Here is a 25,872-nt window from a genome sequence, read left to right on the forward strand (position 1 = left end):
CTCGGCTCACGATGCGCGGCGATGCGATGCGCGTAAAACTAGCAGTGTTAGTTACTGCTCGCCGCCGACGTTACGGGGTCACCGCGCGGCCCGTCCAGACCCGGCCCGCTCGACGTGCTCCCGGGACGCCGGCACCTTCACCTGCGGCGAAGGCCCCTTCCCCGCTTCCCGTCCCTCTTCCCGTGCTCCGCAGTCCATCAGCCGCGGCAGTCTCAGCGCGGCCAGCGCGCCGAGCAGCAGCAGGCCCGCGCTGACGAAGAGCGTCACATGCAGGCCGTGGACGAATGCGTGCCGCGCGGTGGAGCGCAGCGCGTCGCCGGCGGCTCCGCCGATCCGGTCCGCGACCGTGTACGCCTCGCCGAGCGAGTTCGCCGCGCCCGCGCTCTCGGCCGAGGAGACCCCGGGGATCGCGGCGACCCCGGGCGCGTAGGCGGCGTTCATGACGCTGCCGAGCAGCGCGATGCCCATGCCCGCGCCGAGCTGGTAGGAGGTCTCGCCGATGGCGGCGGCGCCGCCCGCGTGCTCGGCCGGGGCCTCGCTCAGCATCGACTCGTACGCCCCGAAGAGCGTGGTCTGGAGCCCGAAGCCGAGCAGCACGAAGCCGACGGCCAGCAGGGCGGGCCGGTCGTGCTCTCCCATCAGCGTCAGTACGAGCACGGCGGCGGCGGTCAGCGCGAAGCCGCACGACACCATGGTGCGCGGACCCAGACGCTGGAGCGTGTACGAGCCGGTGGCGCCGGCCGCCATCGCGGCGAAGGTCAGCGGCAGCAGCCGCAGCCCGGTCTCCAGCGGGCTCAGTTCGAGCACCAGCTGGAGGTACTGGACGGCGATCAGCTCCAGACCGACCAGCGCCAGCATCGCCAGGACGATGCATCCGACGGAGGTGGAGAAGGCGGCCCTGGCGAACATCGTCACGTCGATGAGCGGATGCGTCCGCGACTTCTGCCGCCGTACGAAGAGGACGAGCAGGGCCGCGCCGACGAGCAGCGGCAGCAGCGTCTTGGCGTCGGCGATGCCCTCGCCGCCGCCGGCCCGCTTCACTCCGAGGACCACGCCGAGCACACCGGCAGCCGCCATCAGCGCGCCGAGTACGTCCCAGGGACCCTGGCCGCTCCCCCGGGATTCGGGCAGCAGCCAGCGGCCGACGGGCAGGATCAGTGCCATCAGCGGGATGTTGATGAGGAAGACCGAGCCCCACCAGAAGTGCTGGATGAGGAAGCCGCCGAGTACCGGCCCGGTGGCCGCGCCTATGGCCGCGACCGCCGTCCAGATGCCGATGGCGACGGCGCGCTCGCGCCGGTCGGGGAAGACCTGGCGGAGGATCGACAGCGTCGCGGGCATGATCATCGCGCCGCCGACGCCGAGCAGGGCGCGGGCCGCGATGAGGACGTGCGGGGAGTCGGCGAAGGCGGCGAGCGCCGACGCGCCGCCGAAGAGTCCGTAACCGAGCAGGAGGACGCGGCGACGCCCGACGCGGTCGCCCAGCGTGCCGAAGAGGATCAGCAGCGAGGCGCAGACCAGCGGATAGGCGTCCACGATCCAGAGCAGTTCCATCGCGCCGGGGCGCAGGTCCTCCGAGACGGCCGGGACGGCGATGTGCAGAATCGTCGCGTCGAGGGCGACCATCAGAAGGCTGACGCACAGGACGACCAGCACGGACCAGCGGTTTCCGGCGACGGCCCGCACGTTCCTCACGTGCGGCCGATGCCCGGGGGCGCCCGCAGACCGCTGTGTTCCGGCCGTGGTCGTCCCTGACATGCACGTCCCTCCCAGTGACATCCCTCGCGCTCGGCGGACCGGCGGGACGGCGTTGTCCAACGTCCCTGCGGGCCCGGCATCGACGGGCGAGTGAGCCGTCAGAGTACGCGAGTTCACACCTGTGCCGCGTGGTGCACCTCTCACCGGGGCGGGCGGCGGGGTGTGGCGTGCGCCACGTGGCCGGGAGCGCGCCGGGGACCTGCCGGGGGGCCACCAGTGATCTTGAGGGCCTCATGAGGGAGCGGGAAATTCCATGTTGAGTTCCGGTGAACACAATTCATCGGCGTACATTCACTCTTACGAGCGGGCCTCCGAATGAATTGCGCACCAGGCCGCCCCGCATTCCCGAACGGCCTGGAATTACCCTCTCGATGAGACACACCCCACATCACATCGTCATCACAAAGATGCCGGATGGGCCGGGCTTGTCACTCACCCGCTGTAACGTCGATTCAGTGCGTACCGACCAAATCTTTGCCCGGCTGGACCGGGAACCGGAGCCGCCGAAGATAGAGATCCCCGGGATGAGCCGTACCCGTACGGCCCTCTTCGGTTCGACGCTGGCGTTCTACATCGCCATCGTCTGGGCCGTGCTGATCACGTCCTGGCTGGTGGCCCTCGACTGGAAGATCATGCTGTTCCGGCCGTACGAGCAGTGGCCGGAGCTCCATGCCTTCCTGGACTACTTCGTGGTGCTCGGGCAGCGCGGACCCACCGCCGTGATGGTGGCGGCGTGGCTCGGCTGGCGCTCCTGGCGTCAGCACACACTGCGCCCGCTGCTGACGCTGGGCGCCTCGCTCCTCCTGCTGAACGTGACGGTGGGCGCGGTCAAGCTGGGCCTCGGCCGCCTGGGCCCGCACTACGCGACGGAGATCGGCTCGGCCGAGATGTTCGCGGGCGGCGATATATTTCCTTCCGGTCACACCGCCAACGCCGTGGTCACCTGGGGCATCCTGGCCTACCTGGCCACCACCCCACGGGCCAGGCGCTGGCTTTCGGTGCTCTCCGCCGTCGTCGCCCTGGGCGTCGGCGCGACGACCGTCTACCTGGGCACGCACTGGGTGAGCGACGTGCTGCTCGGCTGGGCGGCGGGGCTGCTGATCCTGCTGAGCCTGCCCTGGTTCGAGCCGCTGATCGGCCGCACCGAAGCCTGGGTCTTCGCGGTGCGCGAGGCCTGGCGCGCGAGTCGCAGGCTCGGCGCCGCGCGGCCCGCACCGGCCGGCGGCCGGCTGTCCCCGGCTCTCTTCCCGCAGCGCCACCCCACCAGGCAGGGCGACCAGCCGGCCCGCGAGCCGGTGGGCGCGGGCAGCGGCCGCTCCACGAGCAGCACGAGGACCACCGTTCACCTCACCCAGCGGCCCCACCCGGTCCGCTCGGAGCGGACCCCCGTCACCCCGGCCGGCAGCCGCCGCCCGCCGCACGCCGACCGTACGGGCGCGGCGCGCCCCGGCACATCGCCCCGGCCGGTGGCCGGCAGCTGACCGCCCGAAGGACGGCGGGGACGGTACGCACAGGCCTCGCCCCGCACACGAAGGCCCCGGCGGCTCCCATGGAGCGGCCAGGGCCTTCGTCGCGTTCCAGGTCCGGTCCGGGCCGGTTTGGTCGGGTCCGGTCGGGTCCGGGTCAGCCCTTCCAGCAGCGGATGACCCGGTTCTCCTCGACCTCGAAGTTGAGGCGTCCCGTCAGGAACTCCATGGTGATGATCGAGCCCGGCGGAAGCGCCCTGACAGTGGTCCAGCCTCGCTCGCGGGCCAGCCGCTCTGCGCTGGTGGCGTCGAGGCCGACGTACGCCTCCGGGGCGTCGTCGGGCTGTGCGGAAGGAGTCGGTAGGGGTGCCATGAGACTCACCGTAGGCCGCCCGGGACGGGGAAGGAAGCGCGGGGGCCGAGCTGTGTGTCACCGCACCACATACCTCAGCGGTCACACTTGTGTCACAGGATCACGACGGGCGTTTGACATCAACGCCTTCACCCGAAAGGGCAGTCGGGTGCCCGCGGGAGATTAATTGCGGACCTCTGGAATGATCACGCAATAACAGGTTCTGAATTCATTCCCGGCTTCCCGGAGGGCGCTCAGCGACAATTCCCCCGGCGACTCCCCCGGGAGAACTGACGGGCCGTCGCGAATTCACGGTTTCCCCACAGAATCCGCACCGGGCGGAGTGCGCCCCCGGACCCCCGGGGGCGTATCCGGCCGCGTACGCACCCTGTCGGACCGGGGCCCGACGCGAGCATGATGTGTCTCCAGCCTGCTGCCTGAAGCCCGATGGGGGCAAAGCGATGGGGACGGAGACGGACACCGCCGCGGCGGTCGCGGGGCCCGCACGGGAGCGGCGGCGCGGCCGCGTGATCGTGGACTGGCTGACGACCACGGACCACAAGAAAATCGGGCATCTCTACCTGATCACGTCGTTCGTCTTCTTCCTCGTCGCCGGGCTGATGGCGCTGATGATGCGCGCCGAGCTGGCCAGGCCGGGTCTCCAGCTGATGAGCAACAACGAGTTCAACCAGGCCTTCACGATGCACGGCACGATCATGCTGCTGCTCTTCGCGACCCCCACCTTCGCCGGCTTCGCCAACGAGATCATGCCGCTCCAGATCGGCGCGCCCGATGTCGCGTTCCCCCGGCTGAACATGCTCTCGTACTGGCTGTTCCTCTTCGGCGGCCTCATCGTGCTCGGCTCGCTGCTCGTCCCCAGCGGCCCGGCGAACTTCGGCTGGTTCGCGTACGCCCCGCTCAACGGCCTGGAGCGGTCCCCGGGCATCGGCGCCGACCTGTGGATCATGGGCCTGGCGCTCTCCGGCTTCGGCACGATCCTCGGCGCGGTCAACTTCCTGACCACCATCATCGGGATGCGCGCCCCCGGCATGACCATGTTCCGTATGCCGGTCTTCACCTGGAACGTCCTGTTCACCTCGATCCTGGTGCTGGTCGCCTTCCCCGTGCTGGCGGCGGCCCTGCTGGTCCTGGAGGCGGACCGGCGCTTCGGATCGATGGTCTTCGAGGCGGAGTACGGCGGGGCGCTGCTGTGGCAGCACCTCTTCTGGTTCTTCGGCCATCCCGAGGTCTACATCATCGCGCTGCCGTTCTTCGGCATCATCACCGAGATCATCCCGGTCTTCTCCCGCAAGCCGATCTTCGGTTACGTGATGCTGGTCGGCGCGACCATGGCCATCACCGGACTCTCGCTGGTCGTCTGGGCGCACCACATGTTCGCGACGGGCGCGGTGCTGCTGCCCTTCTTCTCCTTCATGTCGTTCCTCATCGCCATCCCGACCGGAGTGAAATTCTTCAACTGGACGGGGACGATGCTCAAGGGCTCGCTCTCCTTCGAGACGCCGATGCTGTGGGCCGTCGGCTTTCTCGTGAGCTTCCTCTTCGGCGGCCTGACCGGTGTCATCCTGGCCTCACCGCCGCTCGACTTCCACGTCACCGACTCGTACTTCGTCGTCGCGCACTTCCACTACGTCGTCTTCGGCACGGTCGTCTTCGCGACCTTCGCGGGCTTCTTCTTCTGGTGGCCGAAGTTCACCGGGAAGATGCTCGACGAGCGGCTCGGCAAGATTCAGTTCTGGACCCTGTTCATCGGCTTCCACACCACGTTCCTGGTCCAGCACTGGCTGGGCGCCGAGGGCATGCCGCGCCGGTACGCCGACTATCTGGCGGCCGACGGCTTCACGGTCCTCAACACCATCTCGTCCATCGGCGCGTTCCTGCTCGGCCTGTCCACGCTGCCGTTCCTCTACAACCTCTGGAAGACGGCGAAGTACGGGACGAAGGTCGACGTGGACGATCCGTGGGGCTACGGCCGTTCGCTGGAGTGGGCGACCTCCTGTCCGCCGCCCCGCCACAACTTCGTCACCCTCCCCCGCATCCGCTCCGAGTCGCCCGCCTTCGACCTGCACCACCCCGAGTTCGCGGCGATCCAACGAGCCGGCCAGGTCACTCCGGCGCCCCTCGATCCAGAGAGCGCGCGAGGAGATCACGGGCCCACCTGATCCGGTCGGTGAGCTCCGGCGGCTCGACCACGTCGAAGTCGAAGCCCGTCAGCATGATGTGAATGATCAGCACATCGAGGCTCGCCGCCCCGGTGCGCAGCAGACAGCTGTGCTCGTCGACCGCTTCGAGCGCACCGGCGCTCGGCGAGACCACCTGCCGCGCCTCGTCCAGAGGCACCCGCAGCCGGACCACGGCCGTCGCGGCGTACGCCCCGGTGGAGATGCCTTCGGAGACGTACGCCGCGAGGTCCTCGGCCGGGGGATCGCGCGGGACGAAGCGCGGCCCGTGCGGGGGCGTCGGGGTGATCCGGTCCGCCCGGAACGTACGCCAGTCAAAGCGGTCCAGGTCCCAGGCGACGAGGTACCAGCGCCGCTCGGTGCACACCAGGCGGTGCGGCTCGACGGTTCTGCGCGACGAACTGCCGCCGTGATCGCGGTACTCGAAGCGCAGCCGCTCGCTGTCCCGGCAGGCGTTGGCCAGCTCGGTGAGCACCGAGGCGTCGACGGTGGACGCTCCCGGGCCGCGCAGCATGGGGACGGTGAAGGCGTTGAGCGCCCCGACGCGGCGGCGCAGCCGGTTCGGCAGCACCTGTTCGAGCTTGGCCAGCGCGCGTACGGACGTCTCGCCGATGCCCTCGATGCCCTGGCCCGCGGCCGTGCGCAGACCGACGGCGACGGCCACCGCCTCCTCGTCGTCGAGCAGCAGCGGCGGCAGTTCGGCGCCCGCGCCGAGCTGGTAGCCGCCGCCCGTGCCGGGGCTGGCGTTGACGGGGTAGCCGAGCTCGCGCAGCCGGTCGACGTCACGGCGCACGGTGCGCGGCGTGACGCCGAGCCGCTCGGCCAGGTCGGGTCCCGACCAGTCGCGGTGGGCCTGGAGCAGCGAGAGCAGGCGCAGCAGACGTGCCGAGGTCTCCAACATGGAGGCGAGTCTGCCAGGGCTTGCGGACAGTCAGTGTCCGCAAGCCCCCGCGCTCCCGTCACTTGGGGGTGTCGAGCCGCACGCTGAGGTCGTTGTCGACGGTGAAGTACGGGCAGGCCGTGGTCGGCCGGGACACCCTCGGGCCCTCGACCGGCAGCACCGGATAGCGGAAGACGGCCTTCTTGTCCCAGACGTCGTCCAGGATGCGCCCGACCCGTATCCCGGCCGCCTGGCCCGGCTCCGCATCGGCCTGGCACAGCCACAGGTCCCACAGCCGCTGCTCGTCGCCGCGCCCCTCGGCCAGCGGCTCGTACGCCAGGGTGAAGGTGAACGTGCCGTCCTCCCGGACCGTCACCGGCGCCCGGTGCACGTCCTTCTTGGCGCCGCGCAGCCTGGCCTCGACGACCGCGCCCCCGCCGAGCCCGGCGCCGTACAGCCGCCCCTCCAGCGTCATCTCACCGTGCGCGAAGGTGATGGCCCCGGCCTCCGCGTGCGGCGCGCGCAGCCAGCTGCGCACGGCGAGCTTGCCGTCGACGGTCGGGTACGGGATGCGTACGGCGACCTGGGCGCGCCCGGGGTCGGGGGCGCGGTCGACGAGCGAGCGCAGGTCCCTGATGCCGGGGACGAGACGCTGTTCCCCGGTCTCGTCGCCGTGGGCGGTGAAGGCGTCCCAGCGGCCCTCGGCCAGCTCGACCGTGCTCGGCAGCACCGCCCGCAGCCGGCCCTCCCCCGTGGGCGTGAGCGGCAGGCGCATGACGTCCGCGGCCGTTTTCCCGCCGCGCCGCCGCAGCACGAGCACCGCGCCCGGCGACGCGTCACCCACGATGTCGAAGGTGACGCCGCCCGCGGAGTCCGCGATGCAGTCGGCGCGCGGCGGCTCCGCGCGGGTCGAGGTGCTGGTCATGCGGTCTGCCCTTTCCGGAGCACGGAGGCGGCCTTGTAGCGGAGGGAGTACGCCCCGTCGAGCACCGCTCCGCGGGAGAGGTACAGCGCGTCGTGGACCCGGCTGCGCGAGCGGCCGTGGGCGCCGCGCGAGACCAGTTCGGTGAACAGCGCCTCGTGGCGCTCGGCGATGTGGCCCGGGTCGAAGCGGGCCGAGCTCTCGAGCGCGGCCGCGCCCATGGCGCGCCGCAGCTCGTCGTCGTTGATGAGGCCGAGGAGCGCGCCGGCGACCGCGTCGGTGTCACCGACCGGCACGAGCCGTCCGTCGGAACCGTCGGTGATGATCTCGCGGGGCCCGTGCGGGCAGTCGGTGGAGACGACCGGCAGGCCGGAGCGCATCGCTTCGACGATGGTCATGCCGAAGGACTCGTGGCTGGAGGTGACCGCGGCGATCGAGCCCTTGACCCACTCGGGTTCGATGGGATTGGCCGGTCCCATCAGGAAGACGTGGTTGTGCAGCCCGAGTTCACCGACGAGGGCGTGCAGGGCGGCCTTCTCGTTGCCGCTCGCGTCGCCGCTGCCGTAGATGCGCAGCCGCCAGTCGGGGCGGGCGGCGACGACCTTCGCGAAGGCCTCGATGAGCAGGTCGTACCGCTTGACCTTGGTCAGCCGGCCGGCCGCGACGACCCACTTGGCGCTGGAGTCGGCCGGCGCGACGAGGGGCGCGGGCACGCTGTTGGGCACGGCCTCGATCCGTACGCCCGGCAGCTTGAGGCGGCTGCGGTAGGCGTGGGCGTCGGCCTCGGTGACGGTCGTGATGGCGTCCAGCAGGCCGTAACGGTGGCTCAGCTCGCGGCGCAGGCGGTAGCTGTGGCCGGCGAGGGTGAGGTGCTCCTGGCCGACGCGCACGGGGCCGCGCCTGGTCTGCCTGGTGATGTGCACGTTGAGTCCGGGACGGGTGCCGACGACGACATCCGCCTCCGTGGACTTCAGATGCGTGGCTATACGCGCATCGGTGAGGCGGCTGTACTGCTTGTGGCGGCCGTCGCCGGCCGGGAAGACTCTGGCCGGGAGGGCGAACCGCTCGTCGTCGCCGTCGTACCCGTGGCTCTTCTTCCGCAGGTCCACCAGGTAGTCCAGCCGTACGTCGGCGGGAGCCCCCATCGCCGGCTCGTCGCGGTGGCGGAAGACCGAGACGATCTCGACATCGTGTTGCTCGGCCAGTGCCTGGGCGAGGTTGAACGTCGTACGGATCGTCCCGCCGATGCCGTACGCGTTGTGGAGCAGGAAAGAGATGTGCATACGCCGACGCCGACCCCCAGATCTTCGGCGGACTGGTCTGCGTCCGCCTGCTTTCAGAAATGGACTGTACTGGGCGGAAACTGATTGGTCTGGGCCGCATCGAATCGTTCCAATACGGTTGTGACATCGATAGCGCGAGCAGGCAACCAAACCGCTGTTCCATGCATCAGGGCATGAACTGCGCGGCGGAGCCGTCGTGTTCAGCGGTCGTGTTCAGTCCGACGGAATCACCAGCATGACACCGGTGCGGATCCGGTCCGGATTACGCCCGATCACCTTCGCGTTTGCCCGGTACAGCGCCTTCCAGCCGCCCTTGACACGGTAGCGGCGGGCGATCGAGGCGAGCGTGTCACCGGCCTTCACCACATGGGCGCGGCCGGCGAGGTGGTAGCGCTTCGAGCAGGCGGGCCACGCCCTCCACCCCTGAGTGGCGAGCACCGCTTCCGCCACCGCGATCTGCTCCGCCCGGGTGGCGAGGTCCGCGCGCGGGGCGTACGCGAGCCCGCCGTGCTCCACCCACGTCGGCTGCCAGAACTGCAGTCCGCCGTAGTAACCGTTCCCCGTGTTGATGTGCCAGTCGCCGCCGCTCTCGCACTCGGCGAGGCAGTTCCAGGGCCACTGAGTGGCAGCGCAGTCGCCCACGGGCGGTGTTCGAGGGCCGGGCGCGGGCGACGGCAGAGCGGCCTGGGCCTCCGCCGGGCCCAGGGCCAGCAGTACGGCGAGCAGGGCGACCGGCACGTAACGGGACTGCGGCAGCTTCGGCATCGCGCCACGCTAAGCAGGCACGTTCGCATCGGCTCACGTGCCGCGCGGCGGACCCCGAAGCCCCACCCGGTCGGCCGACGGGCGTTGACGGGACGCCGCCCCGGCTGGTTGGTTCGATTCCGTTCCCCTCTTCGCGTGACCCCGGCGACAGATCACCCGTTGTCTTCTTGACGAGCCGGGAACCTCCCGGCACCCGCACCGAGTCCGAGGAGTCCCCCGTGCCGCGCATGCTCGACGTCAGCGACGACGTACGCGCCGAGATCGGCAACGAAGAAGCCGACCGCCTGCTCGCCGGCGAGAACGCCCCGGGCAGTTACGACTGCACCTCCTGCCGCACGCAGGGCGACTCCGAACTGGAGCGCACGAGCACCGTCCTGTTCGTCGGAGACGAGACAGCCGTGCTCGCGTTCGCCCACGCCACCTGCATCCCCTCGCAGGTCGTCAAGGTGGCCGAGGATCAGCTCCAGGGCGCCGTACGCAGCATCACCGGCGGCGGCCCCGACCTTCCGAGCGCCGAGGAGTACGGCGGCTCGCCCGGTCAGGCCGTGCTCGGGATCACCAGCGGTCTCGTACTGATCGACGACCAGCTGCACCCGGCTCTGGTGGTCGAGCCGACCGGCCCGGTCGCCCGTCCCGGCTCCAACGGCACCACCGACGAGTTCCTGCCGCTCGTCACCGAGCAGGGGTTCCAGCCGGTCACCGACATGTCCGAGGTGCCCGCCGCGCTGCCCGGCTGGTCGGTCCTGCTCGCCATGGGCCAGCTGCACGCCGTACTCCAGCCCGGGACCGGCGGCGGAAACCCGGTCTCCTGGTGGCAGGCCCACCAGCCGCTCCAGGTCACCGAGGGCTGGCGGACGGCGGCCAACAAGTCGAGCACCGTCCTCGTCTACACCGCCCCCGCCGGCTCGATCGGCCAGCAGCCGCGCGAGGACCTGCTGCGCAACGCGCTGGAGCGGGCCGCCGCCCGTGGTGTGCTGGCCGCCGCCGCCATGCCGCTGGCCGGCACCTGACAGTCACGGGCCGGCACAACGGGCCCACGGGCAGCGCGCACCCCCGCCGAGCAGGGAATTCCCTGCTCGGCCCGCATCCGACGGGCGCTGGGGTCGTTGGCACATACGTGCACTCATACGACCCCTCACGCCATCAGCCGTACCAGAGCCAGATCCCCGCGATGCGTCCCTCGCGGGAGACCCGGACCGAGCCCTCGCACACCCCGATCTACGACGCGCTCTACTCGGAGTACCTCAGGTCGTTCCGGGCACTGCCCGGCGACCGCAGCGGCGAGGAGGAACTGGGGTTCACGGGCTTTGCCCAGGGGGCGCGCCACGGTCAGGGCCCCGGCACCACGAGTCACACCGGTCAGGGAACGCACGGCGGGCACACCGGTTTCTGGCGCGTCACGAGCACCGACAGCAGCAGCACCCCCAACAGCAACGGGCGGCAGCACACCGGGAATCACTTCCCGGCCGCGCTGCCGCCCGCTCCCCGTCGGGGGTTCTAGGCCCGCCTACATGCCGTCCGGCGTCACTTCTTGCGGCCGCGCTTCTCGCGCACCCGCACCGAGATGTGGATCGGCGTGCCCTCGAAGCCGAACTCCTCGCGCAGCCGGCGCTCGATGAACCGCCGGTAGCCGGCCTCCAGGAAGCCGGAGGCGAAGAGCACGAACCGCGGCGGCTTGGCTCCCGCCTGGGTCCCGAAGAGGATGCGGGGCTGCTTGCCGCCGCGGACCGGGTGCGGGTGGGAGGCGACGATCTCACCGAGGAAGGCGTTGAGCCTGCCGGTCGGGATGCGCGTCTCCCAGCCCGCGATCGCCGTCTCGATCGCCGGGACCAGCTTCTCCATGTGACGGCCGGTCTGCGCCGAGACGTTCACCCGGGGCGCCCACGCGACCTGGGCGAGCTCGGTGTCGATCTCGCGCTCCAGGTAGTAGCGGCGCTCCTCGTCGAGGGTGTCCCACTTGTTGTACGCGATGACCAGTGCGCGGCCCGCTTCGACGGCCATCGTGATGATCCGCTGGTCCTGCACGCTGATGGACTCGCTGGCGTCGATCAGTACGACCGCGACCTCGGCCTTCTCGACGGCGGCGGCGGTACGCAGCGAGGCGTAGTAGTCCGCGCCCTCCTGGAGGTGGACGCGGCGGCGGATGCCGGCCGTGTCGATGAACTTCCAGGTGATGCCGCCGAGCTCGATCAGCTCGTCGACCGGGTCGCGGGTGGTGCCCGCGACCTCGTTGACGACGACACGGTCCTCGTTCGCCACCCGGTTGAGCAGCGACGACTTGCCGACGTTCGGACGGCCGATGAGCGCGATACGGCGCGGGCCGCCGATGGCCGTCCCGAAGGACTGGGCCGGGGCTTCCGGCAGGGCCTCCAGGATGGCGTCCAGCATGTCGCCGGTGCCACGGCCGTGCAGCGAGGAGACGGGGTGCGGCTGGCCGAGGCCGAGCGACCACAGGGCGGTCGCGTCCGCCTCGCCGCTCAGACCGTCGACCTTGTTGGCGCACAGCACCACGGGCTTGCCGGCCTTGCGCAGCAGCCGTACGACGGCCTCGTCGGTGTCGGTGGCGCCGACGGTGGAGTCGACGACGAAGACGACCGCGTCGGCGGCCTCGATCGCGTACTCCGCCTGGGCGGCGACGGACGCGTCGATGCCTAGGACGTCCTGCTCCCAGCCGCCGGTGTCGACGATCTTGAAGCGGCGGCCCGCCCACTCGGCCTCGTAGGTGACGCGGTCACGGGTGACGCCCGGCTTGTCCTCGACGACGGCCTCGCGGCGGCCGATGATGCGGTTCACCAGGGTCGACTTGCCGACATTGGGGCGGCCGACGACGGCGAGGACCGGCAGCGGGCCGTGACCGGCTTCACCGATCGCGCCTTCGACCTCTTCGGGGTCGAAGCCCTCCTGCGCGGCGAGCTCCATGAACTCCGCGTACTCGGCGTCGCCAAGTGCTCCGTGCTCGTCGCCGGAGTGATTCTGGTCGTTCATGAAGTCCGTTCCTCGTTCATCATCATCGATGGACCACCCGATTCGCGCGGTCCACTACTCAAGTCTCGCCCGGCGCCCGGTGAAGCGCCTGGCACTTTCCAGGTGGACGGTCAGCCGCTCCTGGATACGTACGGTGGCCTCGTCCAGCGCCTTGCGCGTGCGCCGTCCGCTGCCGTCCCCGGCTTCGAAGGCATCACCGAAGACGACGTCCACGCGGCTGCGCAGTGGCGGCAGCCCCCGTATCAGCCGGCCGCGGCGCTCCGTACTGCCGAGCACCGCCACCGGGACGATCGGCGCCCCGCTGCGTACGGCGAAGTACGAAAGACCGGCGCGCAGCGACGCGAAGTCGCCCTCGCCCCTGGTGCCCTCCGGGAAGATCCCGAGGACACCGCCGTCCGCCAGCACGCCCAGCGCGTTCGAGATCGCCGTACGGTCGGCGGTCGTGCGGTCCACCTTCAGCTGACCGATTCCGCGCAGGAACGGGTCGAGGGGGCCGACGAACGCCTCTTTCTTGATCAGGAAGTGCACCGGACGAGGGGCGGTCCCCATCAGCATGGGGCCGTCGATCATGTGCGAGTGGTTCACGGCCAGGATCACCGGACCGCTCATGGGCACTCGCCAGGCACCCAGCACACGGGGCTTCCACAGCCCGTACATGAGCCCGATGCCGATGCCGCGTCCGACGGCCGCACCACGCAGTGTGGGTGCGGTCACTTCGCGGCCCGCTTCCCCTCGACCAGGGTAACGACACACTCGATGACCTGCTCCAGCGTGAGGTCGCTGGTGTCGACCTCGACCGCGTCGTCCGCCTTGGCGAGCGGCGACGTCTTGCGGCTGGAGTCGGCCGCGTCCCGCTTCAGCAGGGCCTCACGGGTCGCGGACACGTCCGCGCCCTTGAGCTCGCCGCTGCGGCGGGCGGCGCGCGCCTCGGGAGAGGCGGTCAGAAAGATCTTGAGGTCCGCGTCCGGCAGCACGGTCGTACCGATGTCGCGTCCCTCGACGACGATGCCGAGCGCAGCGCCCTTGGCGATGGAGCGCTGGAGGTCGGTGATCAGGGCGCGCACCTCGGCCACCGCGCTCACGGCGCTCACCCTGGAGGTGACCTCCTGGGTGCGGATCGGCCCGGAGGCGTCGATCCCGTCGACCGTGATCGTGGGAGCGGACGGGTCCGTGCCGGAGACGATCACGGGCTTGCCCGCGGCGTCCGCGATGGCGACGGGGTCCGTGACGTCGATGCCGTTGTTCAGCATCCACCAGGTGATCGCCCGGTACTGGGCGCCGGTGTCCAGGTAGCTCAGGCCGAGCTTGGCGGCGACGGCCTTGGAGGTGCTGGACTTGCCCGTGCCGGAGGGGCCGTCGATGGCGACAATCACTGCTGCCGGGGCGGTCCGGGCGGCGGTTTCCACGGTGTAGGACACCTTCCTGGTACACGGGCTGAGGCGGGCGAGGACCCAAGGGACCCCACACAAGGTTACCGAGTCCCCGGGCCCGCCCTCGACGCCCCTACGAAGCCACCACAAACCGGACACCGCATCGGTGCGCGAAGGCCGCTACTGGCGGATCGACCAGCCCCGCTCGCGCAGCGACGCGCTCAGCCCCGGCGCGGTCGCCGGTTCCACCATCAGCTGGACCAGGCCCGCCTGCTGCCCTGTCGCGTGTTCGATGCGTACGTCCTCGATATTGACGCCCGCACGGCCCGCGTCCGCGAAGATCCTGGCCAGCTCGCCGGGACGGTCGCTGATGAGGACCGCGACGATCTCGTACGCCGCCGGGGCGGCCCCGTGCTTGCCCGGTACCCGCTCGCGGCCGGCGTTGCCGCGCCGCAGGACGTCCTCGATGCCGTCGGCTCCGCCCCGCCGCTTGTCGTCGTCGGCGGACTGGAGCGCCCGCAGCGCCTGGACGGTCTCCTCCAGGTCGGCCGCGACCCCGGTGAGCACGTCCGCGACGGGCCCGGGGTTGGCGGAGAGGATCTCGACCCACATGCGGGGGTCGGAGGCGGCGATGCGGGTGACGTCCCTGATGCCCTGACCGCACAGCCGTACCGCCGTCTCGTCCGCGTCCGCGAGCCGCGCCGCGACCATCGAGGAGACGAGCTGCGGGGTGTGCGAGACGAGCGCGACCGCGCGGTCGTGGGCGTCCGCGTCCATGACCACCGGGACGGCCCGGCACAGGGCGACGAGCTCCAGCGCGAGGTTCAGGACCTCGGTGTCGGTGTCGCGGGTGGGGGTGAGGACCCAGGGGCGGCCCTCGAAGAGATCGGCGGTCGCGGCGAGCGGGCCCGAACGTTCCTTGCCGGACATCGGGTGCGTACCGATGTACGCCGTGAGGTCGCAGCCCAGTGCCTCCAGCTCGCGGCGCGGTCCGCCCTTGACGCTGGCGACGTCGATGTACGCGCGGGCGACCCCGCGCCGCATGGCGTCGGCCACCGTGGCGGCAACGAGCGCGGGCGGTACGGCGACGACGGCCAGGTCGACGCGGCCCTCGGGCGCCTCGTCGGTGCCGGCACCGAGGGCCGCGGCGGTGTGGGCTTGCGCCGGGTCGTGGTCGGTGAGGTGGACGGTGACGCCGCGCCCGGCGAGGGCGAGGGCCGCGGAGGTGCCGATGAGGCCGGTTCCGATGACGAGTGCGGTTCTCACTGGGCGATGTCCTTGCGGAGGGCGGCTGCGGCACCGAGGTAGACGTGCGAGACCGCGGACTTGGGCAGGTCCGACTCGACATGCGCGAGAATCCGTACGACACGGGGCATGGCGCCCGCTATGTCCAGTTCCTGTGCGCAGATCAGCGGTACGTCGACGATGCCGAGCTTGCGTGCGGCGGCGGCCGGGAAGTCGCTGTGGAGATCGGGGGTGGCTGTGAACCAGATGCTGATGAGGTCGTCGGGAGTGAGCCCGTTGCGCTCCAGGATGGCCGAGAGCAGCTCACCGACCTGCTCGTTCATGTGCCCGGACTCGTCCCGCTCCAGCTGGACGGCCCCACGCACCGCTCGTACTGCCACGTCGTGCTCCTCGCTCCGTACCTCATCCACCCCTGCATGATTCAGCGTAGTTGGGTCGCGGGGCTGGTCCCCGCCCTCCCCGCCCTTCCCGCTGCGCGGACGGCTGCGCGGGCGGCCGTACGGACTGGGCTGTCAGACGTACAGCCGCCGCGTGATGTGGCATTCGCTCCTCCGGTGCTTCTTCTCCGGGGCTTTCGGCGCGAAGATGCTGCTGCTTCATGGGACGACTTGAGGAGCACGTGATGGGCAAGGGCACGAGCCGCCGGACGGTCCTCGCGGCCGCCACCGCGGTGGCCGCACTGGCCACTGGCTGCGGCGGGAACGGCGACGAGAACGGCGGCGGCGAGGAGACCCCGGCGCCCTCGGAGCCGTCCGCGCCGTCCGCGGATTCACCGACCGCCGAGGAGACGCCGGGCGGCGGGCGGGCGCTCGCCAGTACCTCGGAGATCCCCGTGGGCGGCGGCACGATCTTCAAGGACGAGAAGGTCGTGGTCACGCAGCCGGAGGAGGGGACCTTCAGGGCCTTCTCCGCGGTCTGCACCCACCAGGGGTGCACGGTCGGCAGCGTCGAGGGCGGCACGATCAACTGCCCCTGCCACGGCAGCAAGTTCCGGATCGCGGACGCATCGGTCGCGCAGGGCCCGGCCCGCAAGCCGCTCCCGCCGCGGCAGATCACTGTGGAAAGTGGTTCGATCCGGCTGCCCTGACTGCGGCACAATCCCGAGCATGATCCCGCCGACGCCCGAAGACCTCGTACGCCATCACACGGTGTACTCCTGCGTGATGGGCTCGCGCGCCTTCGGCCTGGCGACGGACGGCAGCGACACGGACCGGCGCGGCGTCTTCGTCGCACCGACACCGCTGTACTGGCGCTTCGAGAAGCCTCCGACGCATGTCGAGGGACCGGCGGACGAACAGTTCTCCTGGGAGCTGGAACGTTTCTGCGAGCTGGCCCTGCGCGCCAATCCCAACATCCTGGAGTGCCTGCACTCCCCGCTGGTCGAGCAGGTGGACCCGACCGGCCGCGAGCTGCTCGCGCTGCGCGACGCGTTCCTCTCCCGCCGGGCCCACCAGACGTTCGCCCGGTACGCCGCCGGCCGGCGCAAGAAGCTGGAGGCGGACGTACGGCAGTACGGCGCCCCGCGCTGGAAGCACGCCATGCACCTGCTGCGGCTGCTCGGCAGCTGCCGCGATCTGCTGCGTACGGGCGAGCTGGTCGTCGACGTCGGCGAGGAGCGCGAGCGGCTGCTGGCGGTGAAGCGCGGCGAGGTGGCGTGGCGGGAGGTCGAGCGCCGGATGGAGGATCTCGCGGCGCAGGCGGAGGCGGCCGAGGCGAAGAGCCCCCTCCCGGCGGAACCGGACCGCCCCCGCGTGGAGGACTTCCTGATCCGCACGCGCCGCGCTTCAGCCTGCTGAGACGGGCACCGGCACGCCCGCGCCGCGCCCGAGCCGCGCCCGTACGACAAGCCGTTCAGCCGCTCGTACGCCACCGCCTCCGCCTTGGCCGCGATCAGCTCAGCCAGGTACGCCGCAGACGCTTCTCGTACGCGCTCATGGATCAAGCGTCCCAGAGCGCGCCGAGGGCCAGCAGCTCATTTCCGTACTCGATGCGCTCCGCCCACTCGGCGGGCCACACCCCGGCGCCCAGGTGCGCTCCCGCGAACGCCCCCGCGAGGCAGGCGATCGAGTCCGAGTCGCCCTTCGTGCACGCGGCCCGCCGCAGCGCGGTGACCGGCTCCTCCGGGAATTGCAGGAAGCACAGGAGGGCGGTCGCGAGGGCCTCCTCCGCGATCCATCCGTCGCCCGTCGCCAGGCACGGATCGGTCTCGGGGGACGGCGAGCGCAGTGCCTCCGCGAGGCGTTCCAGTATGGCCAGGCACTCGTCCCAGCCGCGTGCCATGAACGCCTCCGGTGAGGCGTCGTGGGCGTACGTCCACAGGTCGCCGAGCCAGCGCTCGTGGTACCGGGTGCGGTTCTCGTACGCGTACGAACGGAGCAGCCCCACCAGACCCGTCGGCTCCGCGCCCTGCGCCAGCAGATACACCGCGCGGGCCGTCAGGTCGCTCGCCGCCAGCGCCGTCGGATGCCCGTGCGTGAGCGCCGACTGCAACTGCGCGGCCCCCGCGCGCTGCTCATCGCTGATCCCCGGTACGAGCCCGACCGGCGCGACCCGCATATTGGCCCCGCAACCCTTCGAGCCCAGCTGGCTGGCCTGCTGCCAGGGCAGGTCGCTGTCGAGCAGCCCGCAGGCGACGAGACAGGTGTTGCCGGGGGCCCGGTTGTTCTCCGGCGAGTGGTACCACGCGACGAACTCGTTGCGCACGAGTTGCGCGAACCGCTCCGGACCCGCGACCCCGCGCTCCGAGGTCGCGCGTATCCCGCGTCCGAGCGCGAGCGTCATCTGCGTGTCGTCCGTGACGATCGCGGGGGACGGCAGCTCCATCTCCCGCCACGGGCCGCACTTCGCGAGGATCGAAGGTACGTCGCTGAACTCGGTCGGGAAGCCCATCGCGTCCCCGAGCGCCAGCCCCACGAGGGCACCGGTGGCTGCCTGCTTCATATGGACCGTTCTCCTTCGGGTCGTCGTTCGGGTCGTCGTTCGGGGCGTTCGGGGCGCAGAAGTGGTGGGTGCAGCGCGGCGGCGGTTCCGGCCCGGTAGAGCGCGGCTGGCTTCCCCCGTCCGCCGGTACGCCGGGGCGCCCCTTCCACCGGCTCGACGAAGCCGGGCGAGGCGAGCACCTTGCGCCGGAAGTTCGGCCGGTCGAGCTGCACGCCCCAGACCGTCTCGTACACCTGCTGGAGCTCGCCCAGGGTGAACTCGGGCGGGCAGAAGGCCGTGGCCAGGCACGTGTATTCGAGCTTGGCGCGGATGCGCTCCCCCGCGTCGGAGATGATCCGCGCGTGGTCGAAGGCGAGGTCCGGCACGCCGCCGACGGGCATCCACTGCGCGTGCGCCGCGTCGCCGCCGCCGCGCGGTTCCGGCAGGCCGGGCACGAGCGCTGTGTACGCGACGGAGACGACGCGCATCCGCGGGTCGCGGTCGGGATCGCTGTACGTACGCAGCTGCTCCAGGTGCAGCGCGGCGGCGGACTCCTGCGACAGGCCGGTCTCCTCGGCCAGTTCGCGCCGGGCGGCGTCCTCCGCGCACTCGCGGGGCAGTATGAATCCGCCGGGCAGCGCCCACGCCCCGGCGTACGGGTCCTGTCCGCGCCGGATCAGCAGGACGTGCAGCCGGTTCTCGCGCACGGTGAAGACGGCCAGGTCGACAGTGACGGCGAACGGCTCGAAGGCGTGCGGGTCGTACCTCGGCGTTCGGTTCGTCTCGTGGTTCGTCTCTTCGTTCGTCTCTTCGTTCATCGCTTCTCCGGAAGAGGGTCGGTGAAGCCCCACCCCTCGGCGAGCAGCGCGTCCACGGCGGCGACGGCGGCCGCGAGCCGCTCCTCGTGCGGTCCGCCGAGGGTGAGGAATGTGCGCCCTGTACGGGTGAGTTCCTCGCGGAAGCGTTCCGTCATCCAGGGCCGCAGGTGTTCGCCGTCGCGCAGGCCGTCGTCCTCGAAGGGCACGCCCGCGTGGTCGGTGAGCAGCCACAGGTGCTGCCGTCCCCGGGCGGCGATCCGTGCGACGTCCGTACTGGGGCCACCAAGGTAGCGCTCGTGCCACACCGTGGTGGCGAAGGCGTCGGTGTCGCAGAACACCACGGGCGAGCCCGTCCCGGCTGCCGTGTCCTCGTCGTCGAACTGCCTCTGTGCGATCAGCGGGAAGTCGTCCGTACCGAACGCGACGTCCGTCCAGTCGGCTCCGGGCCGTTGTTCGCGCAGTGCGGCGAGTTTCCGCTCGCTGAACTCCCGGCCGTACTCGGGAACGCACTGTGTCCGTTCCCAGACGCCGCCGCGGCCCCGGTAGTGCTCCGTGAGCGCCCGCGCCATGGTCGTCGTCCCGGTCGACTCGGCCCCCAGGACGACCACGCGCCGCGCGAGTGCGGCTCGTACAGGCGCCTCCAGGTGGCCCCAGTGACGGGCAGGATCGGCGCGTACGGCCGTTCCCGAGACCGGAAAGGCCGCACGGCCCGGGTCGACGCACACGGCCTCCGCACCGAAGCGCCGGCCCAGCTCTTCGCCGTACGCCTCCGAGGTGAAGACGGCGTCGACGGGCTCGGGAACGGCCGCCAGGAAGACGGCCATGTGCGCGTCCCACACGGCGGGGTCGGTGATGTCGACCGGGATGTCGTCCACGGCGCCGACGACATCGGCGTCCGGGTGCACGGCCCTCATCCACGCCACCCTGTCGGCGAGCGGTACGGACTCGACGGACGAGGCGCACACGAGAACGGTGAGCCGTTCGCAGTGTTCCTGTGCGGTGCGCACGAGATGGTGGTGACCCGCGTGCGGCGGATAGAACTTCCCGAGCACGAGTCCGTGCTTGTACGCGGTCATGCCGCGGCCCGCACAACGTGCTGTTCCCTGGAACGCTCGTCACGCCGCCAGTTGAGCAGCCCGAGAACGCACAGTGCCATGAAACCGACGTACAGCAGGGACGTCAGATACAGCTCCTTGTGGGCGTACAGCGGGACGTACACGACGTCGGCCGCGATCCACAGCCACCACGATTCGAGGCGCTTCCTGCACTGTCCGTACGTCGCCATGAGGGACAGCGCTGTCGTCAGGGCGTCCCAGAAGGGAACGGTCGAATCGGTGGCACGGTCGAGCAGCAGCGTGAGGGTGACGGTCCCCACCGCCCCCGCCGCCAGCAGCCAGGTCCACTCGGTGCGGCTCGTGCGCCGTACCGGGAGGGACGAGGAGCCTGGTCCACCCCCGTGGGTCCAGGTCCACCAGCCGTAGGCGGCGAGGGTGATGAAGACGACCTGCAGGCCGGCGTCGGCGTACAGGCCCGCCTGGGTGAACAGGAGGACGAAGAAGAGGTTGTTGGCGATGCCGATCGGCCAGTTGGCGATGTGCTGCCGGGCGACGAGCCAGACACAGAGCGCGCCGCTGCCGAACCCGAGGACTTCCGTCCAGCTCACCGGGGTGTCCAGGACGGTCACCAGTGGCCGCTGCAGGGGTTCGAGTATGTCCGCGAGACTCACGCCCGCCTCCTTTATGGTCATGGTGACTATAAAGGGTTGAAGCCCCGCTCCACAAGCGGCAAAAAGCCCCGGCCGGTTCCTGTGCGTACGGGAACCGGCCGGGGCTTCGGCGAAAACGGGGCGTCGGTTACAGGCCGACTTCCTTCATCAGCATGCCGACCTCGGTGTTGGTTAGGCGGCGCAGCCAGCCGGACTTCTGGTCGCCCAGCGGGATCGGCCCGAAGGACGTCCGCACGAGCCGCTCGACCGGGAAGCCGGCCTCGGCCAGCATGCGGCGGACGATGTGCTTGCGGCCCTCGTGGAGGGTCACCTCGACCAGGTAGTTCTTGCCGGTGTTCTCGACGACCCGGAAGTGGTCGGCGCGGGCGTACCCGTCCTCCAGCGCGATGCCGTCCTTGAGCCGCTTGCCGAGGTCGCGCGGGAGCGGCCCCTGGATGGCGGCGAGGTAGGTCTTCTTCACGCCGTACTTCGGGTGCGTGAGACGGTGGGCCAGCTCGCCGTGGTTGGTGAGCAGGATGATGCCCTCGGTCTCGGTGTCCAGCCGGCCCACGTGGAAGAGACGCGTCTCACGGTTGTTCACGTAGTCGTTGAGGTTCTGGCGGCCGTCCGGGTCGCCCATCGTGGCGACGACACCGGCCGGCTTGTTGAGCGCGAAGAAGAGGTGCGACTGGGTGGCGACCGTCAGGCCGTCGACCTTGACCTCGTCCTTGTGCACGTCCACGCGGCGGCCCTGCTCGGTCACGATCTCGCCGTTGACCTCGACGCGGGCCTGCTCGATCAGCTCCTCGCAGGCACGCCGCGAACCCATGCCGGCACGGGCGAGAACCTTCTGCAGGCGCTCACCCTCCTGCTCGGCTCCCGGGAACGTCTTGGGCGTCTTCACCTGGGGCTTGCTGTGCCGCTCCCGTACGCGCTCCTCGAGCTTGGCGTCGAGCTCGCGCGGCCGGGAAGGGGCACTCTGCGGGCCACGGCGCAGACCGGGGGTCCTGAAGCCGCCCTGCGGGGCCTTGGGGCCGCCCTTGGCGCCACCGCGCGCGGACGCGCCACGGCTGCCGGTACCGGAGGCGCCGCCGGCGCTGCTGCTGCCGCCACGCCCCGCGCCCGCACCGCTGCCACCACGACCGGCTCCGGCGCCACCGCGACCGGCACCCGCACTGCTGCCGCCGCGACCAGCGGGGGCTCCACCACGGCCCGCACCGCCACCACTGCCGCCACGACCGGCGCCGCTGCCACCACGCCCCGCACCCGCACCGCTGCCACCACGGCCGGCGCCGCTGCCGCCGCGACCGCCGCCGCCCGCTCCGCCGCCGTCGCGGGCGCCGGGGGCGTCACGGCCGACGTCGTAACGGCGCTCCTCCGGACGGGGACTGTCCGGACGGTCGGTGCGCTTCTGCTTGTCGTCGCGTCCCTTGCCCGCGCCCCGCTGATTCCGGTCGTTGCCGCTTCCGCTGTTCCTGCCGCTGCTGCTTCGCATCAAAATTCCGTCTTGTCGTCTGCGTTTGTGTCCGAGGCGTACGGGGCGTCCGCATCGAACGACGGCACACCCTCTAGCGTCTCAGCCTCGATCGCGTCCGCCTCCGGGAGGAATGGCGCGAGCTCCGGGAGCTCGTCCAGGCCACGCAGGCCCATCCGCTCCAGAAAGTAGTTCGTCGTCCTGTACAGGATCGCACCTGTTTCAGGTTCCGTGCCCGCCTCCCCGACCAGACCCCGCTGGAGGAGGGTCCGCATCACGCCGTCGCAGTTCACGCCGCGTACGGCCGAGACCCGTGACCGGCTGACCGGCTGGCGGTACGCGACGACCGCGAGGGTCTCCAGGGCGGCCTGAGTGAGACGGGCCTGCTGGCCGTCCAGTACGAAGCTCTCCACCGCCGCCGCGTACTCGGGCCGCGTATAGAAGCGCCATCCCCCGGCCACCAGCCTGAGCTCGAACCCACGCCCCTGTACGGCGTACTCGTCGGCGAGCTCCCGCAGCGCGTCCGCGACGGCTCTGCGGGGCCGCTCCAGCACCTTCGCGAGGTGTTCCTCGGTGGCGGGCTCGTCGACGACCATGAGGACCGCTTCCAGGGCGGGCCTGAGGCCGAGGTCCGCGACCGCACCGGGCTCGCTCACGATGTCTCCTCCACCACTTGATCGAATTCGTCCGTGACGACGGGCTGCGCCGCCTCTCCGCCGGTCCACCGCACCATGAGCTCCCCGAGGGCCTCCTCCTGGTCCAGGACGACGACCTTTTCCCGGTAGAGCTCGAGCAACGCGAGAAAGCGGGCAACCACGGTAAGGGTGTCGGAAACGTCCTCGGTCAACGACTCGAACGTCGCCTCCCCCACCTCGCGCAGCCGCGCGACGACCACCTCGGCCTGTTCCCGTACGGACACGAGAGGCGCGTGGATGTGATCGACGTACACCTGCGGCTCGGCCCTGGGCTGCATGGCCTTCACGGCGAGCTTGGCGAAGCCGTCAGGGCCGATGCTGATGACGACCTCGGGCAGCAGTGCGGCGTGGTGCGGCTCCAGACCGACGGTGCGCGGGTACCGCCGGGCCTCGGTGTCCAGCCGCTCGCTGAAGATGTCGGCGATGCGCTTGTACGCGCGGTACTGCAGCAGCCGCGCGAACAGCAGGTCCCGCGCCTCCAGCAGCGCGAGGTCCCCCTCGTCCTCCACCTCGGCGGCGGGCAGCAGCCGCGCGGCCTTGAGGTCGAGGAGCGTGGCGGCCACCACGAGGAACTCGGTGGTCTGGTCGAGGTCCCAGTCGGGCCCCATGGCGCGGATGTGCGCCATGAACTCGTCGGTGACCTTCGAGAGGGCGACCTCGGTGACGTCGAGCTTGTGCTTCGAGATGAGCTGAAGCAGCAGGTCGAAGGGTCCTTCGAAGTTGACCAGCCGAACGGTGAACCGCCCGTCCCCCGCCGCGACGGCCGCCGCTCCGGAGGAATCGGCGTCCCCGGTGGCCGGGCCGGTCACGGGCGCTGCACCGAAAGGGCCGGCGTCCTGGGTGCCCGGGGGCTTGCCCGGCGCCGATACGGGAACAGCCGTCTCCGGTACGGGGGACGGCCCACCGGACTGCCGCGGCTCCGCCGCGCGGGACGCTCCCGGCCCGCGCCCCAGACGACGGCGTGGGGCGCTGGCGGGCTGGGCGGGGTCGTCAGCGTCGTCGGTGGGGTGCATCGCGGGTCCAGGTACGGAAAGACGAACAGGGGGCAGCGCAGGCTACCCTCCGGACCGGTCAGCGCCCGCGCAGGCGCCGTACGAGAATGCTCGCGTCGCCGCGCGACTCCAGGTCCGCGAGTACGACGGCGACCGCCTCCCGCACGATCCGGCCCCGGTCGACAGCGAGCCCGTGCTCCCCGCGCAGCACCAGCCGCGCGTGTTCGAGGTCCATCAGTTCCTCGGCCGAGACGTAGACCGTGATCTTCTCGTCGTGCCGCTCGCGGCCACTGGGGCGGCGGTTCGCCCCGCGCCCGCCCCGGCGCCGCGGCTGGGCCCCCGTCGCCGGGCCCGCAGAACGCTGCTGGGCGGCCGACTGTGAGGGCGCCTGACCTTCGGGTGCGCGACGGGCCTTGGCGGCGGCAGCGGCCGCCTGGTCGCCCTCCACGGCCCTGCTGCGATGCCCGCCGGCCTCCGCGTCGGCGGCGGCGTGCTCCGTTCCGGCACGGCCTCCGGCGGCTGCACCGTTTACACCGCTGGCGGCCGGCGCACCCTCGGACTGCTCGGCCGCCGCCCCGGAGTCGCCCTCCGACGCCGGCGCCGGTACCCGCGCCTCACCGTTGACGGGCGGGCGCCGCGGGGACGACGACTGCAGCGCCATTCCCCCGGTCGTGCGGAACAGTTCGTCGGCCCCCGGCAGACTCACTCGGCGTGACACCGGGCGAGCACCTCCCTGGCGAGCTGGCGATAAGCGGCCGCACCGACCGAGTTGGAGGCGTACGTCGTGATGGGCTCACCGGCGACCGTGGTCTCCGGGAAGCGGACGGTACGCCCGATCACCGTGTGGTAGACGTGCTCGTCGAAGGCCTCGACGACCCTGGCCAGCACCTCACGGCTGTGCACCGTACGGGAGTCGTACATCGTGGCGAGGATGCCGTCGAGCTCCAGGTCGGGGTTGAGCCGCTCCTGGACCTTCTCGATCGTCTCGGTCAGCAGGGCCACACCGCGCAGCGCGAAGAACTCGCACTCGAGCGGCACGATCACCTTGTGAGCCGCCGTCAGGGCGTTCACGGTGAGCAGACCGAGCGAAGGCTGACAGTCGATCACGATGTAGTCGTAGTCCGCCATCAGCGGCTTGAGCGCCCGCTGAAGTGTCGACTCACGGGCGACCTCGCTGACCAACTGCACTTCTGCCGCCGACAAGTCGATATTGCTCGGCAGCAGGTCCATGTTGGGCACCGCGGTCTTCAGGAGCACCTCGTCGGCCGACATTCCCCGCTCCATGAGCAGGTTGTAGACCGTCAGGTCGAGCTCCATCGGGTTCACGCCGAGACCGACCGACAGGGCTCCCTGCGGGTCGAAGTCGACGAGCAGGACCCGGCGTCCGTACTCCGCGAGAGCCGCACCCAGATTGATGGTCGACGTCGTCTTGCCGACGCCGCCCTTCTGGTTGCACATGGCGATGATCTTCGCGGGGCCGTGATCGGTCAGCGGGCCCGGGATCGGGAAGTACGGCAGCGGCCGTCCGGTCGGGCCGATCCGCTCACGGCGCTGGCGGGCAGCGTCGGGGGCGAGAGTGGCCGCGTACTCGGGGTCGGGCTCGTACTCGGCATCGGGATCGTAGAAGTGCCCCTCGGGCACCTCGTCGAAGTCGGCGAAGCGGGTGGTGGACTTGTCCCCACTCTGGTCGCCGGCCATGGCGTTCACGTGTAGGCCGTCCATGCTCTGGTGGGCTGTCGTCATGTGCTGATGGGTGGCGAAGGTGCGGACAGCGACGGAGCCGACAGCCTCGAGCCCCGATGGGCCCTGGCCCCGTGCAGGCATTCCTGGTTGACCACCCCCGGGAGTAAATGTCGACTCATTCACAAGTCGTCTTACCTCCTTGGACGTGACCAGGAAACTTATCGATAGGTCAGCGTGGCACCATGCCGACGGTTGGCGACTCTATGGCGTGTCACCGGTCCGCAGCAACACAATCGGCCGGACACGGCCCGATGTGTCGGCAACGGAACACCCCTGTGTCAAGGGTGCACGGGCGTAAAACA

The 25,872-nt window shown here is 70.9% G+C and carries 27 protein-coding genes; 7 read left to right on the top strand and 20 right to left on the bottom strand.

Annotation, left to right across the window (positions count from 1 at the left end; all coding sequences use genetic code 11):
- Positions 1-78 precede the first annotated feature (78 nt).
- On the bottom strand, positions 79-1,758 hold the full coding sequence (locus tag AC1P0E_RS06215) for an MFS transporter (protein WP_482741141.1): 1,680 nt from the start codon (positions 1,756-1,758) through the stop codon (positions 79-81).
- 455 nt (positions 1,759-2,213) lie between these two features.
- Between AC1P0E_RS06215 and AC1P0E_RS06220 the strand changes: the two genes are divergently transcribed.
- Complete coding sequence (locus AC1P0E_RS06220) at positions 2,214-3,239, top strand: phosphatase PAP2 family protein (protein ID WP_482741142.1); 1,026 nt, start codon at positions 2,214-2,216, stop codon at positions 3,237-3,239.
- 142 nt (positions 3,240-3,381) lie between these two features.
- Here the strand turns inward: AC1P0E_RS06220 and AC1P0E_RS06225 are convergent, their stop codons facing one another.
- Complete coding sequence (locus tag AC1P0E_RS06225) at positions 3,382-3,597, bottom strand: I78 family peptidase inhibitor (protein ID WP_482741143.1); 216 nt, start codon at positions 3,595-3,597, stop codon at positions 3,382-3,384.
- 440 nt (positions 3,598-4,037) lie between these two features.
- Between AC1P0E_RS06225 and ctaD the strand changes: the two genes are divergently transcribed.
- Positions 4,038-5,756: an aa3-type cytochrome oxidase subunit I gene (ctaD, locus tag AC1P0E_RS06230; RefSeq protein ID WP_482741144.1), complete on the top strand. Its 1,719-nt coding sequence runs from the start codon at positions 4,038-4,040 to the stop codon at positions 5,754-5,756.
- Here the strand turns inward: ctaD and AC1P0E_RS06235 are convergent.
- From AC1P0E_RS06235 to AC1P0E_RS06250, 4 genes are all read right to left on the bottom strand, one after another.
- Complete coding sequence (locus AC1P0E_RS06235) at positions 5,701-6,675, bottom strand: helix-turn-helix transcriptional regulator (RefSeq protein ID WP_482741145.1); 975 nt, start codon at positions 6,673-6,675, stop codon at positions 5,701-5,703. The genes ctaD and AC1P0E_RS06235 overlap by 56 nt on opposite strands.
- Before the next feature lie 58 nt (positions 6,676-6,733).
- Entirely contained in the window at positions 6,734-7,579 is an 846-nt protein-coding gene (locus AC1P0E_RS06240; protein ID WP_482741146.1) for a hypothetical protein, read from the bottom strand.
- Complete coding sequence (locus AC1P0E_RS06245; protein WP_482741147.1) at positions 7,576-8,859, bottom strand: glycosyltransferase family 4 protein; 1,284 nt, start codon at positions 8,857-8,859, stop codon at positions 7,576-7,578. The genes AC1P0E_RS06240 and AC1P0E_RS06245 overlap by 4 nt, the downstream gene beginning before the upstream one ends.
- A 213-nt stretch (positions 8,860-9,072) precedes the next feature.
- Complete coding sequence (locus AC1P0E_RS06250; RefSeq protein ID WP_482741148.1) at positions 9,073-9,624, bottom strand: LysM peptidoglycan-binding domain-containing protein; 552 nt, start codon at positions 9,622-9,624, stop codon at positions 9,073-9,075.
- Positions 9,625-9,842: 218 nt separating this feature from the next.
- On the opposite strand from AC1P0E_RS06250, the gene AC1P0E_RS06255 reads away from it, so the two are divergent.
- Positions 9,843-10,634: a hypothetical protein gene (locus AC1P0E_RS06255; protein ID WP_482741149.1), complete on the top strand. Its 792-nt coding sequence runs from the start codon at positions 9,843-9,845 to the stop codon at positions 10,632-10,634.
- Between the two features lie 161 nt (positions 10,635-10,795).
- On the top strand, positions 10,796-11,125 hold the full coding sequence (locus AC1P0E_RS06260; RefSeq protein WP_482741150.1) for a hypothetical protein: 330 nt from the start codon (positions 10,796-10,798) through the stop codon (positions 11,123-11,125).
- A 23-nt stretch (positions 11,126-11,148) separates the two neighbouring features.
- Here the strand turns inward: AC1P0E_RS06260 and der are convergent, their stop codons facing one another.
- The 5 genes from der to aroH all read right to left on the bottom strand — a co-directional run bounded on the left by der (position 11,149) and on the right by aroH (position 15,604).
- Positions 11,149-12,609 carry a ribosome biogenesis GTPase Der gene (gene der, locus AC1P0E_RS06265; RefSeq protein WP_482741151.1) on the bottom strand — a complete coding sequence of 487 codons (1,461 nt, stop codon included), beginning with the start codon at positions 12,607-12,609 and terminating at the stop codon, positions 11,149-11,151.
- Between the two features lie 54 nt (positions 12,610-12,663).
- A complete protein-coding gene (locus tag AC1P0E_RS06270) occupies positions 12,664-13,266 on the bottom strand; it encodes a lysophospholipid acyltransferase family protein (protein WP_482745666.1) in 603 nt (200 codons plus the stop codon).
- Between the two features lie 53 nt (positions 13,267-13,319).
- Entirely contained in the window at positions 13,320-14,027 is a 708-nt protein-coding gene (gene cmk / locus AC1P0E_RS06275; protein ID WP_482741152.1) for a (d)CMP kinase, read from the bottom strand.
- Between the two features lie 132 nt (positions 14,028-14,159).
- Positions 14,160-15,245 carry a prephenate dehydrogenase gene (locus AC1P0E_RS06280; protein WP_482741153.1) on the bottom strand — a complete coding sequence of 362 codons (1,086 nt, stop codon included), beginning with the start codon at positions 15,243-15,245 and terminating at the stop codon, positions 14,160-14,162.
- On the bottom strand, positions 15,242-15,604 hold the full coding sequence (gene aroH, locus AC1P0E_RS06285; protein WP_482741154.1) for a chorismate mutase: 363 nt from the start codon (positions 15,602-15,604) through the stop codon (positions 15,242-15,244). The genes AC1P0E_RS06280 and aroH overlap by 4 nt, the downstream gene beginning before the upstream one ends.
- A gap of 154 nt (positions 15,605-15,758) precedes the next feature.
- Between aroH and AC1P0E_RS06290 the strand changes: the two genes are divergently transcribed.
- Genes AC1P0E_RS06290 through AC1P0E_RS06300 form a run of 3 tightly spaced genes read left to right on the top strand, consistent with a single transcriptional unit; the run spans position 15,759 to position 17,020 of the window.
- Complete coding sequence (locus AC1P0E_RS06290; protein WP_482745667.1) at positions 15,759-15,836, top strand: DUF6529 family protein; 78 nt, start codon at positions 15,759-15,761, stop codon at positions 15,834-15,836.
- Positions 15,823-16,311 carry a Rieske (2Fe-2S) protein gene (locus AC1P0E_RS06295; RefSeq protein ID WP_482741155.1) on the top strand — a complete coding sequence of 163 codons (489 nt, stop codon included), beginning with the start codon at positions 15,823-15,825 and terminating at the stop codon, positions 16,309-16,311. Before AC1P0E_RS06290 ends, AC1P0E_RS06295 begins: the two co-directional genes overlap by 14 nt.
- Before the next feature lie 19 nt (positions 16,312-16,330).
- Complete coding sequence (locus AC1P0E_RS06300) at positions 16,331-17,020, top strand: nucleotidyltransferase domain-containing protein (protein ID WP_482741156.1); 690 nt, start codon at positions 16,331-16,333, stop codon at positions 17,018-17,020.
- Between the two features lie 142 nt (positions 17,021-17,162).
- Here the strand turns inward: AC1P0E_RS06300 and AC1P0E_RS06305 are convergent, their stop codons facing one another.
- The 9 genes from AC1P0E_RS06305 to AC1P0E_RS06345 form a co-directional block, all read right to left on the bottom strand.
- Positions 17,163-18,164: an ADP-ribosylglycohydrolase family protein gene (locus tag AC1P0E_RS06305; protein WP_482741157.1), complete on the bottom strand. Its 1,002-nt coding sequence runs from the start codon at positions 18,162-18,164 to the stop codon at positions 17,163-17,165.
- Positions 18,161-18,961 carry an NUDIX hydrolase gene (locus AC1P0E_RS06310; RefSeq protein WP_482741158.1) on the bottom strand — a complete coding sequence of 267 codons (801 nt, stop codon included), beginning with the start codon at positions 18,959-18,961 and terminating at the stop codon, positions 18,161-18,163. Before AC1P0E_RS06310 ends, AC1P0E_RS06305 begins: the two co-directional genes overlap by 4 nt.
- Complete coding sequence (locus tag AC1P0E_RS06315; protein WP_482741159.1) at positions 18,958-20,037, bottom strand: AAA family ATPase; 1,080 nt, start codon at positions 20,035-20,037, stop codon at positions 18,958-18,960. Before AC1P0E_RS06315 ends, AC1P0E_RS06310 begins: the two co-directional genes overlap by 4 nt.
- A complete protein-coding gene (gene pnuC / locus AC1P0E_RS06320; RefSeq protein WP_482741160.1) occupies positions 20,034-20,687 on the bottom strand; it encodes a nicotinamide riboside transporter PnuC in 654 nt (217 codons plus the stop codon). The genes AC1P0E_RS06315 and pnuC overlap by 4 nt, the downstream gene beginning before the upstream one ends.
- 127 nt (positions 20,688-20,814) lie before the next feature.
- The gene (locus AC1P0E_RS06325) at positions 20,815-22,161 is read right to left on the bottom strand and encodes a pseudouridine synthase (RefSeq protein WP_482741161.1); all 1,347 of its coding nucleotides are present in this window, start codon (positions 22,159-22,161) and stop codon (positions 20,815-20,817) included.
- Positions 22,161-22,799, bottom strand: coding sequence for an SMC-Scp complex subunit ScpB (gene scpB, locus AC1P0E_RS06330; RefSeq protein WP_482745668.1), 639 nt, complete (start codon positions 22,797-22,799; stop codon positions 22,161-22,163). The genes AC1P0E_RS06325 and scpB overlap by 1 nt, the downstream gene beginning before the upstream one ends.
- Positions 22,793-23,848, bottom strand: a complete 1,056-nt coding sequence (locus AC1P0E_RS06335; RefSeq protein WP_482741162.1) for a segregation and condensation protein A — start codon at positions 23,846-23,848, stop codon at positions 22,793-22,795. Before AC1P0E_RS06335 ends, scpB begins: the two co-directional genes overlap by 7 nt.
- Positions 23,849-23,906: 58 nt before the next feature.
- On the bottom strand, positions 23,907-24,545 hold the full coding sequence (locus AC1P0E_RS06340; protein WP_482741163.1) for a hypothetical protein: 639 nt from the start codon (positions 24,543-24,545) through the stop codon (positions 23,907-23,909).
- A complete protein-coding gene (locus AC1P0E_RS06345) occupies positions 24,530-25,651 on the bottom strand; it encodes a ParA family protein (protein ID WP_215132641.1) in 1,122 nt (373 codons plus the stop codon). The genes AC1P0E_RS06340 and AC1P0E_RS06345 overlap by 16 nt, the downstream gene beginning before the upstream one ends.
- Positions 25,652-25,872 lie beyond the last annotated feature (221 nt).

The organism is Streptomyces sp. TRD_SC_5, from assembly GCF_056836825.1.

What these genes read in the sequence shown, in the direction of transcription:
- AC1P0E_RS06315 (WP_482741159.1), bottom strand. Translation starts at nt 20,037, where the DNA reads ATGACCGCGTACAAGCACGGACTCGTGCTCGGGAAGTTCTATCCGCCG.
- AC1P0E_RS06310 (WP_482741158.1), bottom strand. Translation starts at nt 18,961, where the DNA reads ATGAACGAAGAGACGAACGAAGAGACGAACCACGAGACGAACCGAACG.
- AC1P0E_RS06245 (WP_482741147.1), bottom strand. Translation starts at nt 8,859, where the DNA reads ATGCACATCTCTTTCCTGCTCCACAACGCGTACGGCATCGGCGGGACG.
- AC1P0E_RS06295 (WP_482741155.1), top strand. Translation starts at nt 15,823, where the DNA reads ATGGGACGACTTGAGGAGCACGTGATGGGCAAGGGCACGAGCCGCCGG.
- AC1P0E_RS06325 (WP_482741161.1), bottom strand. Translation starts at nt 22,161, where the DNA reads ATGCGAAGCAGCAGCGGCAGGAACAGCGGAAGCGGCAACGACCGGAAT.
- AC1P0E_RS06240 (WP_482741146.1), bottom strand. Translation starts at nt 7,579, where the DNA reads ATGACCAGCACCTCGACCCGCGCGGAGCCGCCGCGCGCCGACTGCATC.
- AC1P0E_RS06300 (WP_482741156.1), top strand. Translation starts at nt 16,331, where the DNA reads ATGATCCCGCCGACGCCCGAAGACCTCGTACGCCATCACACGGTGTAC.
- AC1P0E_RS06215 (WP_482741141.1), bottom strand. Translation starts at nt 1,758, where the DNA reads ATGTCAGGGACGACCACGGCCGGAACACAGCGGTCTGCGGGCGCCCCC.
- AC1P0E_RS06225 (WP_482741143.1), bottom strand. Translation starts at nt 3,597, where the DNA reads ATGGCACCCCTACCGACTCCTTCCGCACAGCCCGACGACGCCCCGGAG.
- ctaD (WP_482741144.1), top strand. Translation starts at nt 4,038, where the DNA reads ATGGGGACGGAGACGGACACCGCCGCGGCGGTCGCGGGGCCCGCACGG.
- der (WP_482741151.1), bottom strand. Translation starts at nt 12,609, where the DNA reads ATGAACGACCAGAATCACTCCGGCGACGAGCACGGAGCACTTGGCGAC.
- AC1P0E_RS06250 (WP_482741148.1), bottom strand. Translation starts at nt 9,624, where the DNA reads ATGCCGAAGCTGCCGCAGTCCCGTTACGTGCCGGTCGCCCTGCTCGCC.
- AC1P0E_RS06345 (WP_215132641.1), bottom strand. Translation starts at nt 25,651, where the DNA reads ATGCCTGCACGGGGCCAGGGCCCATCGGGGCTCGAGGCTGTCGGCTCC.
- AC1P0E_RS06235 (WP_482741145.1), bottom strand. Translation starts at nt 6,675, where the DNA reads ATGTTGGAGACCTCGGCACGTCTGCTGCGCCTGCTCTCGCTGCTCCAG.
- AC1P0E_RS06290 (WP_482745667.1), top strand. Translation starts at nt 15,759, where the DNA reads ATGTGGCATTCGCTCCTCCGGTGCTTCTTCTCCGGGGCTTTCGGCGCG.
- AC1P0E_RS06305 (WP_482741157.1), bottom strand. Translation starts at nt 18,164, where the DNA reads ATGAAGCAGGCAGCCACCGGTGCCCTCGTGGGGCTGGCGCTCGGGGAC.
- AC1P0E_RS06270 (WP_482745666.1), bottom strand. Translation starts at nt 13,266, where the DNA reads ATGTACGGGCTGTGGAAGCCCCGTGTGCTGGGTGCCTGGCGAGTGCCC.
- AC1P0E_RS06260 (WP_482741150.1), top strand. Translation starts at nt 10,796, where the DNA reads ATGCGTCCCTCGCGGGAGACCCGGACCGAGCCCTCGCACACCCCGATC.
- AC1P0E_RS06335 (WP_482741162.1), bottom strand. Translation starts at nt 23,848, where the DNA reads ATGCACCCCACCGACGACGCTGACGACCCCGCCCAGCCCGCCAGCGCC.